Origin of the sequence: Halosegnis sp. (genome assembly GCF_042216475.1) — an archaeon.
In the GTDB taxonomy this organism is placed as follows: domain Archaea; phylum Halobacteriota; class Halobacteria; order Halobacteriales; family Haloarculaceae; genus Halosegnis.
The window spans coordinates 110,045-118,518 of sequence record NZ_JBDGTV010000001.1 but is presented as its reverse complement, the minus strand read 5'-3'; the positions used below and the strand labels follow the sequence as shown (position 1 = coordinate 118,518).

General features: G+C 65.1%; 7 protein-coding genes. 5 read left to right on the top strand and 2 right to left on the bottom strand.

Annotated features, from left to right (window positions below):
* Positions 1-1,893: AMP-binding protein (locus tag ABEJ63_RS00650; protein ID WP_375794402.1), on the bottom strand; the 1,893-nt coding region annotated here is incomplete at its 3' end.
* A gap of 107 nt (positions 1,894-2,000) precedes the next feature.
* On the opposite strand from ABEJ63_RS00650, the gene ABEJ63_RS00645 reads away from it, so the two are divergent.
* The 3 genes from ABEJ63_RS00645 (at position 2,001) to mce (ending at position 4,790) form a co-directional block, all read left to right on the top strand.
* Complete coding sequence (locus ABEJ63_RS00645) at positions 2,001-2,579, top strand: GNAT family N-acetyltransferase (protein WP_375794401.1); 579 nt, start codon at positions 2,001-2,003, stop codon at positions 2,577-2,579.
* Between the two features lie 54 nt (positions 2,580-2,633).
* Entirely contained in the window at positions 2,634-4,310 is a 1,677-nt protein-coding gene (locus tag ABEJ63_RS00640) for a methylmalonyl-CoA mutase (protein ID WP_375794400.1), read from the top strand.
* Positions 4,311-4,403: 93 nt separating this feature from the next.
* The gene (gene mce / locus ABEJ63_RS00635) at positions 4,404-4,790 is read left to right on the top strand and encodes a methylmalonyl-CoA epimerase (protein ID WP_375794399.1); all 387 of its coding nucleotides are present in this window, start codon (positions 4,404-4,406) and stop codon (positions 4,788-4,790) included.
* Between the two features lie 149 nt (positions 4,791-4,939).
* On the opposite strand, the gene ABEJ63_RS00630 is transcribed toward mce, so the two are convergent.
* Complete coding sequence (locus ABEJ63_RS00630; RefSeq protein ID WP_375794398.1) at positions 4,940-5,575, bottom strand: FAD-binding oxidoreductase; 636 nt, start codon at positions 5,573-5,575, stop codon at positions 4,940-4,942.
* Positions 5,576-5,783: 208 nt separating this feature from the next.
* Here ABEJ63_RS00630 and ABEJ63_RS00625 point away from each other — a divergent pair, with 208 nt between their 5' ends.
* Together ABEJ63_RS00625 and ABEJ63_RS00620 are read left to right on the top strand one after the other, a co-directional pair.
* A complete protein-coding gene (locus ABEJ63_RS00625) occupies positions 5,784-7,553 on the top strand; it encodes a 2-oxoacid:acceptor oxidoreductase subunit alpha (RefSeq protein ID WP_375794397.1) in 1,770 nt (589 codons plus the stop codon).
* Positions 7,550-8,413 carry a 2-oxoacid:ferredoxin oxidoreductase subunit beta gene (locus tag ABEJ63_RS00620; protein WP_375794396.1) on the top strand — a complete coding sequence of 288 codons (864 nt, stop codon included), beginning with the start codon at positions 7,550-7,552 and terminating at the stop codon, positions 8,411-8,413. The genes ABEJ63_RS00625 and ABEJ63_RS00620 overlap by 4 nt, the downstream gene beginning before the upstream one ends.
* The last annotated feature ends 61 nt before the right edge of the window (positions 8,414-8,474 follow it).

The following is an 8,474-nucleotide window of genomic DNA, read 5'->3' as shown; positions in this document are numbered from 1 at the left end:
CTGGGTCTTGGGGAACTCGTCGACGAACAGCACCTCGCGCGGCCGGAACGGCTTGCCCAGCTCCGCACCCACCATATCGCGTATCTCCTCGCGGAGCGCGTCCGTCTCGTCGGCCCCCGCCTCGAGGACGACGTACAGGACGACGGCCGTCCCCGTCGTGTCGTCGGGGACGCCGACGGCCGCCGCCTGGTTGACGGCCTCGTGGTCCATCGCGGCGCCCTCCACCTCGGCGGGGCCCACCTTCCGGCCGGCGACGTTGAGCACGTCGTCGGCCCGGCCGTGGAGGAACCAGAAGCCGTCCGTGTCCTTCTGAGCCCAGTCGCCGTGGTTCCAGACGTCCTCGAACCGCGACCAGTACTCCTCGAGGTACCGCTCGTCACCAGACCAGAGGCTCTTCGTCATCGACGGACAAGAGTCGCGGGCGACCAGATACCCCCGCTCGCCCGTGTCGGCGATGGAGTCGCCCCGCGCGTCCACGATGTCGATGTCCATCCCGAGGCCGGGGCCGCCGAGCGTGCACGGCTTCAGCGGCTGTGTCGGCATCGGCATCAGGAAGCAGCCGCAGATCTCGGTGCCGCCGGAGATGTTGATGATGGGCGCCTCACCGTTGCCGACGTTCTCGTAGAACCACCGCCAGGACTCGGGGTCCCACGGCTCACCCGTCGAGCCGAGCAGCCGTAGGCTGGAGAGGTCGTGACCCTCCAGCCACTCGTCGCCCTGCTTGCGGAGCGCACGGATGGCCGTCGGCGAGATGCCGAACTGGGTGATGTCGTGGCGGTCGATCATCGCCCAGAAGCGGTCCGGCTGGGGGTAGTCGGGCGCGCCCTCGTACATGAAGACGGTGCCGCCGAACGTGTGGTTGCCGATGAGCGTCCACGGCCCCATCATCCAGCCGATGTCGGACACCCAGAAGAAGCGGTCGGCCGGCTTCTGGTCGAAGCCGAAGTGGATCTCCTTTGCACACTGTATCTGGACGCCGGCGTGGGTGTGGACGATGCCCTTCGGCTTCCCGGTCGTCCCCGAGGAGTACAGCAGCATGCACTCGTCGCTGGCCGCGAGTTCGACGGTGTCGAACGTGTCCGACCGCGTCGCGACGGCGTCGGCCCAGAACTCGTCGCGGCCGCCCGTCATCGGCGGGTCGGAGTCCTCGAACCGCCGGTAGACGACGACGTCCTCGACGTCCGTCTCGACCTCCGCGAGCGCCTCGTCGGCGGCGTCCTTCAGCGTCACCGTCGAGCCGCGCCGCGAGAAGCCGTCGGCGGTGAACAGCACGTCGGCCTCGGGGTCCTCGATACGGGTCGCCGTCGCGTCGACGCCGAAGCCGGAAAAGATGGGGACGGCGATGGCGCCGACCTTGAAACAGCCGTAGAGGATGGCGATGACCTCCGGCACCATCGGCATGTACAGCGCGACGGTGTCGCCCTTCCCGACGCCCCGCTCGTCGAGGTAGTTGGCCACCTGGTTCGACTGGCGGGCGAGCTCGTGGAAGGTGACGTCGCGAGTCGTCCCCTCCTCGCCCTCCCAGATGCAGGCGACCTTGTTGCGCCGCTCGCTGTCGCGGGCGGCGTGTCTGTCGAGCGTGTTGTGCGCGACGTTGATACGGCCGCCGGGGTACCAGTCGGTGAACTGCGGGCCGTCGGTGTCGTCCCGCACCGCGTCCGGCTCCTCGTACCACTCGATGTCGAGATAGTCGGGGAGTTCGCCCCAGAACCAGTCGAGACCGCTGTCGGGCTCGCCGGGGACGTCGGTCGTGGTGCGCTCGATGAGCTCGTCGTAGTCGTCGATGTCGTACGCCTCCATGAACGCGTGGACGTTCGTCGACTCGACGAACGCCTCGGACGGCTCGTGTACGATGTGGTCCAGCTCCTCCAGCGTCGCCCCGTCGCTGCTCATACGCGGCCGTGGGACCGCACCCGGGATAACGGTTGCCCGTCGCGCGGGCGCCGACGGACCGACGCCGCTGGCGAGGAGTTTTCACGCCGGCCGTCGTACCGGCGGCCATGTACGTGAGGGACGCGCGAAACCGGGACGAGGCGTGGCTCCTCGACCACATCGAGGAGATGGGGCTCGACGACACCGCGTTCCGCTCGCGCGACTACGTCATCGCCGTCGACGACGAGTCCTCGACGCGGGCCGGCTTCGGCCGGTTCCGGGTCCACCGCGAGGACGATGCCTGCGAGCTAACGAGCATCGGCGTCCTCGACGGCTGGCGCGGCCAGGGGGTGGGCGCACACGTCATCGAGCGGCTGCTCCGCAACGCGGGCATCGAGGGGTACGAGCGGGTGTTCGCGCTCGCGCCCGCCCACGAGTACCTCGCGCAGTTCGGCTTCCGGCCCGTCGAGGAGTCGGAGCTCCCCGAGAGCCTCCGCGACCGGCTCGCGGAGAAGCGGGAACGACACGACACGGTGGTACCGATGGTGATCGACGCCGATCGGTTCCGGATGCCGGACCGGCTCCGCGACCGGTTCAAGCAGGCCGCAGAGACCGCCGAGCCGGCCGAGGAGGAGGAGCCCCCGGAGTCGCCCGAGGACTTCGGCATCGACCCCGAGGAGGCGACGTACAAGTACGACACCGGCTGACCCCGGCGGGGGCGTCCACAAACCGTTAAACCGCGCGGCACGGAACGGTACGGCATGTTCGACGACGAGGAGCTCGCCCGGATACGCGAAGCGAAGCAGGCCTGGGAGGAGGAGACGTACGGAGCCACCGTCGAGCGGTTCGGTGAGCGGAAAGAGGAGTTCACGACCGACACCGGCGGCCGCGAGGTGGACCCCCTCTACACCCCCGCGGACGTCGCGGACCTCGACTACGAGGCGGACCTCGGCAACCCCGCTGAGGCGCCGTTCACCCGGGGGGTCTACTCGACGATGTACCGCGGGCGGCTGTGGACGATGCGCCAGTACGCGGGGATGGGCACCGCCGAGGAGACCAACGAGCGGTTCCGCTATCTCATCGACGAGGGTTCCTCGGGGCTGTCGATGGCGTTCGACCTGCCGACGCAGATGGGCTACGACTCCGATGCCGAGATGGCACAGGGAGAGGTAGGGAAGTCGGGGGTCGCCATCGACTCTCTGGATGACTTCGAGACCGTCTTCGACGGCATCTCGCTGGACGAAGTCTCAACCTCGATGACTATCAATGCGCCCGCAGCCATTCTGTTGGCGATGTATATTGCCGTCGGCGACAAGCAGGGGGTGCCCCGCGAGGAGCTTCGGGGCACAATCCAGAACGATGTTCTCAAAGAGTACATCGCGCGCAACACGTATATTTTCCCGCCTGAGCCGTCGATGCGACTCATTACCGACATCTTCGAATTCTGCGCTGAGGAGGTACCCAATTTCAACACCATTTCCATCTCCGGCTACCACATCCGGGAGGCCGGCTCAACGGCCGCCCAAGAGATTGCATTTACACTCGCAGACGGCATCGAATACGTCGAGACGGCTATCGAAGCCGGCCAAGACGTTGACGAGTTCGCCCCGCAGTTGAGTTTCTTCTTCGCGTCGTACAACAATATCTTGGAGGAGGTTGCGAAGTTCCGAGCGGCCCGCCGGATGTGGTACAAAATCATGGACGAGCGGTTCGGCGCCGAGAAGCCCGAGTCCAAACAGCTGAAGTTCCATACCCAGACCGCCGGCTCGACGCTCACCGCCCAGCAGATCGAGAACAATGTCGTGCGAGTCGGATACCAGGCGCTTGCGGCGGTACTAGGCGGTACGCAGTCGCTGCACACCAACGGGAAAGACGAGGCGCTGTCGCTGCCTACTGAGGAGTCAGTACGGACGGCACTTCGCACCCAGCAGATTCTTGCCCACGAATCCGGTGCTGCCGATACCATCGACCCGCTCGCCGGCTCCTACTACGTCGAATCGCTCACTGACGATATCGAGGCGGAGGCATTCGACATTATCGACGAGGTGGACGAGCGCGGCGGGATGAAGGAAGCCGTCGAATCGGGCTGGGTACAGGGACAAATCCAAGATGTCGCCTTCGAGCGCCAGCGTGAGATAGAGACAGGCGAGCGGATTATTGTCGGCGTCAACGAGTACGAGGTTGACGAGGAGCCGAAGGAGGACATTGAGGAAGTGAGTGAGAAAGAACAACAGCGGCAGATTCAGCAGCTACAGGAGCTGCGCGACAGGCGGGAGGACGCCGCCGTCGAGGACGCGCTCGCGAGTCTACGGGAGGCCTGCGAGAGCGACGAGAACGTGATGCCGTACATCGTCGACGCGGTGAAGGCGTACGCGACAACTGGCGAAATCGCCGACGCGATGCGTGACGTGTTCGGCGAGCACCGGGCCGGTATCTAATCAGCAATCCCTGTCTCGCCGGACCGTGCCACACCGTGGTCGTGGTCGACGCGTCCCCGCCGGCTTTTAGCACGTTGCCGGCCACGTGGCGGTATGCACGTCGATCACGCCGGCATCGCAACGACTGATACCGATTCGCTCGTTTTCCTCTTCGAAGACCTGCTTGAAGCCGACGTTGTTCACGAGGAGCTCCTCGACGGGATGGAGATCGTCTTCCTCGACATCGGGGGAGACTATCTCGAGCTCATCGAGCCGACCGCCGATGAGGGAGCCATCGCATCGTATCTTGAGGAGAACGGGCCGGGCATCCATCATCTCGCGTTCGCGACCGACGACATCGGCGCGGCACTTCAGCGGGCCGAAGACCGAGGCGTCGACCTTATCGACTCGGAGCCGCGTCCGGGCGCATGGGGCCACGAGGTGGCGTTCTGTCATCCGAAGTCGACGGGCGGCGTCCTCGTGGAGTTCGTCGAGCACTAGTCGCGGTCGTCAAACGCCCCTGTAGCCCGCGTACGCCGGGCTGAGCGAGCGAGGCGCCCCACCGGAGTCGACCGCAGGGCTGCGCTGGTAGCGTTTCACAGAGGATTTTATACGCGGGGCCGGCAGAGTCGGTCCCCACAGTGAGGGGTTCAGCCGAAATTCTCGACCTTTGCACCCTCCATCGAGCCGCCCGCGTCTTCGACCGCGCGCTCGGCGAGGTCAACGAACGCGTCGAAGCCGTAGACGAACAGCTGCTGGCCGTCGTACGCCTCGACGACGGCGTCGGTGACGGCCGCGTCTGCGCCCAGCACGTACACCTCGGCACCGGCCGCGGCGGCGGCTGCGAGCCGCTCCTCGTGGACCGGCTCGTCGTCGCGGTAGACGACGGTCACCTCGTTGCCGTCCCGGAGGGCGGCCTCGGCGATGCCGACGGCGGGACCGACTCCCGGACCGCCCGCAAGCACGAGGCTCCGCGGCTCCCCGTCGTAGTAGTCGCCACCAAAGGGACCGGTGATGGTGACGGCGCTGCCGGCCTCCAGCTCAAGCAGGTACTCCGAGAGGGCGCCACCCTCCTCGGGATCGTAGGAGACGGTCAGCTCGAACGTCTCTTCGGTGTCCGGCGAGGAGACTGTATAGAAGCGAGACACCTCGTCGTCGAGGTAGGCGGTTAGCTTCACGAACTGGCCGGGGGCAGCGACGAAGCCCTCAGGCGTAGCAAGGTCGATAGCGACGGTGTCCGGGCCGACGTCGCGGACAGCGCGGACGGTGGTTTCGACGGGGTCCATACGTGGCGAAGCCGGGGGCGCCGAAAGGCACTTTCGGTCAGACGTCGCGGGATTCTCTCCCACACGGCACGCCAGTCAAGTAGCGGCTGGACGAACGGTCGGAATTAGCAGCCGTCGCCGCGCCGTCTCGGACATTCGTCGTCCGAGTTGGGGGGTAGCTCGGCTATTCCGAAGCCTTAACGTCCACCGGCTGGAACCGCGAGGTAGTATGCCAGAGGACCTCAACTGGGCCATCGGCGGGGAAGCCGGCGATGGGATCGACTCCACCGGGAAGATCTTCGCCCAGGCCCTCTCGCGAGCGGGGCGACACGTCTTCACCTCGAAGGACTTCGCTTCCCGCATCCGCGGCGGGTACACCGCGTACAAGGTTCGGACGTCCGTAGACCGCGTGGAGAGCGTGGTCGACCGACTCGACATCCTCATCGCGCTGACGGAGCGCACCGTCGAGGAGAACATGGACGAACTACACGAGGGGTCGGTCATCATCTACGACGGTGAGCGGACGATGATGTCTGACTTCGAGGCACCCGATGGGATGATCGGGCTTGACGTCCCGCTCAAGCGGCTGGCCGAGGAGGCCGGCGGCGCCATCGTGCGCAACATCGTCGCGCTGGGTGCGGCCTGCGAAGTCGCCGAGTTCCCCATCGAGAATCTTGACGAGTCGCTGGAGAAGCGGTTCGCCAACAAGGGAGAGGCCATCGTCGACACGAACAAGGAGGCTGCACGGCTCGGCCAAGAGTACGTTCAAGAGGAGTACGACCACGAATTCGGCTACGAGCTCGAGACAACGGACAATGACTATGTGTTGCTGAACGGCGACGAGGCTATCGGTATGGGCGCCATCGCGGCCGGCTGTCGGTTCTATGCGGGTTATCCAATCACCCCCGCAACGGACGTGATGACGTACCTGACGGGTCGCATCGACGACTTCGGCGGCAAAGTTGTCCAGGCAGAAGACGAACTCTCCGCAGTCAATATGGCACTTGGGGCTGCACGCGCCGGCGCACGCGCCATGACGGCCACCTCTGGGCCAGGCATCGATCTGATGGCCGAGACGTTCGGGCTGGTAGCCACCTCGGAGACACCGCTCGTCATTGCGGACGTGATGCGCTCAGGCCCTTCAACAGGGATGCCAACAAAACAGGAGCAGGGCGATCTCGATATGGCGCTGTACGGTGGCCACGGCGAGATTCCGCGGTTCGTCGTCGCGCCGACCACCGTCTCGGAGTGCTTCTGGAAGACCGTCGAGGCGTTCAACCTTGCCGAGAAGTACCAAACGCCCGTCTATCTCCTGTCAGATCTCGCAATGGCGGTCACCGAGCAGACGTTCCCGCCGGAGGTCTTCGACATGGACGAGGTAGAAATCGACCGGGGGAAGGTCGTTGACGAGGAGACCATCGACGAGTGGCAGAACGACGCCGGCCAGTTCCAGCCGCACGCCATCACCGAGGACGGCGTCTCCCCGCGGGCATTCCCCGGAACGAGCGAGGGCGCGCACATGTCCACAGGGTTAGAGCACGACGAACTCGGCCGCCGGACAGAGGAAACAGACATGCGCGTTGAGCAGGTGGACAAGCGCAATCGGAAGGTCGAGACCGCCCGTGAGCGGGAGGACTGGAGTCCTCGCGAGTTCGGCAACCCCGACAGCGACAACCTCGTCGTCTCGTGGGGCTCCAACGAGGGGGCGATGCGGGAGGCAATCGGCTTCCTTGAGGAGGATGGTATCGATGTCCGGTTCCTCTCGGTGCCGTATCTGTTCCCGCGGCCGGATCTCACAGAGGCGTTCGAGGCGGCCGACGAGGTCGTTGTCGTTGAGTGTAACGCGACCGGGCAGTTCGCGGACGCGCTCGAACACGATACGCTCCAGCGGGTCGAGCGACTGAACAAGTACAATGGTGTCCGATTCAAGGCGGACGAGCTCGCGAACGACCTCAAGCAAGCGCTTGGGGTCGCGAGCGGCGAGGAGGTGGAAGCATGAGCGAAAACATCAGATTCGTCGACTTCAAGTCAGACAAGCAACCGACGTGGTGTCCCGGCTGCGGCGACTTCGGGACAATGAACGGGATGATGAAAGCCCTCGCGAACACAGGGAACCACCCAGACGACACATTCGTCGTCGCGGGTATCGGATGCTCAGGGAAGATTGGGACGTACATGCACTCGTATGCGCTTCACGGTGTCCACGGGCGCGCACTCCCGGTCGGAACTGGCGTGAAGATGGCCAATCCCAATCTTGAGGTGATGGTCGCGGGCGGAGACGGCGACGGCTACTCCATCGGTGCGGGCCACTTTGTCCACGCCGTCCGCCGCAACGTGGACATGACCTACGTCGTAATGGACAACCGCATCTATGGGTTGACGAAAGGGCAGTTCTCGCCCACCTCTCGGGAGGATTTCGAGACGGCCACCTCCCCTGAGGGAACTCACCAGCAGCCGGTGAATCCGCTGGCGCTCGCGCTGGCTGCGGGCGGCACGTTCATCGCACAGTCGTTCTCCTCGGATGCCCAGCGGCACGCCGAAATCGTCCAGCGGGCCGTTGAACACGACGGCTTTGGCTTCGTCAATGTGTTCTCGCCGTGCGTCACGTTCAACGACGTCGACACGTACGACTACTTCCGAGATGCGCTGGTTGATGTCGGTGAAGGAGAACACGACCCCTCCGACTACGACGCCGCCAAGGAGAAGATTCTCGACCGCTCAACGGAGTACCAGGGCGTCCTCTACCAGGACGAGGACTCGGTCCCCTACGAAGAACTCGAGGGTGTCGACCAGAACATGGCCGACATCCCTGAGGAGCCGCCCGAGGAGGCGATGGACCTCGTGCGGGAGTTTTACTAGTACCGTTTTCAATCTGGGGTCGCCTTTTGCTGAGATTACTCGTCAAACAGTCTGCATCAAA